This is a genomic window from Hydrogenophaga electricum (assembly GCF_030160815.1).
Taxonomy (GTDB): domain Bacteria; phylum Pseudomonadota; class Gammaproteobacteria; order Burkholderiales; family Burkholderiaceae_C; genus Hydrogenophaga; species Hydrogenophaga electricum.
This window is the reverse complement of sequence record NZ_BSPB01000150.1, coordinates 1-799: the sequence shown is the minus strand read 5'-3', so window position 1 is coordinate 799 and position 799 is coordinate 1. Positions and strand designations below refer to the sequence as shown.

At 71.5% G+C, this 799-nt stretch carries 1 protein-coding gene; it reads right to left on the bottom strand.

Going from position 1 to position 799, the window contains the following annotated elements; all coding sequences use genetic code 11:
• Positions 1–799 (bottom strand): acetyl-CoA C-acyltransferase (locus QQK43_RS23215; RefSeq protein WP_284309644.1); only part of this gene is annotated, 799 nt, incomplete at both ends.

Sequence of the window (799 nt, the reverse complement as noted above, 5' to 3'; positions counted from 1 at the left end):
CGCGGGGCCACCCCGGCCGTGGCCATGCCCACGACCCGGGCCCTGGGCGTCAGGCCGTAGCGGGCGGCCGTGGCTTCATCGGCCAGCAGCAGCGCGCAGGCGCCGTCGTTGACGCCGCTGGCGTTGCCCGCGGTCACCGTGCCGTCGGGGCGGACCACGCCTTTGAGCGCTGCCAGCTTGTCCAGGCTGGTCTCGCGCGGGTGTTCGTCGGTGTCCACCACGAGGGCCTCGCCCTTTTTCTGGGGGATGGTGACGGGCGTGATCTCGCGCGCCAGGTGGCCGGCCTTCTGGGCGGCCACGGCTTTGAGCTGGCTGGCCAGGGCCATGCGGTCCTGGGCTTCGCGCTCGATCCGGTGGTCGGTGGCCACGTTCTCGGCCGTCTCGGGCATCGAATCGACGCCGTACTGGGCTTTCATCAGCTTGTTGACGAAGCGCCAGCCGATGGTGGTGTCGTAGACCGCGTTGGCGCGGCTGAAGGCGGTTTCGGCCTTGGGCATGACGAAGGGGGCGCGGCTCATGCTTTCGACACCGCCGGCGATCATGAGGCCGGCTTCACCGGCCTTGATGGCGCGCGCGGCGGTGCCCACGGCATCCAGGCCGGAGCCGCACAGGCGGTTGACGGTGGCACCGGGCACCTGCAGCGGCAGGCCGGCGAGCAGCGCGCTCATGCGCGCGACGTTGCGATTGTCTTCGCCGGCCTGGTTGGCACAGCCGTAGATGACGTCGCTCAGGGCGGCCCAGTCCACGCCGGGGTTGCGGGCCATGAGGGCTTTGAGCGGGATGGCGCCGAGGTCGTCGG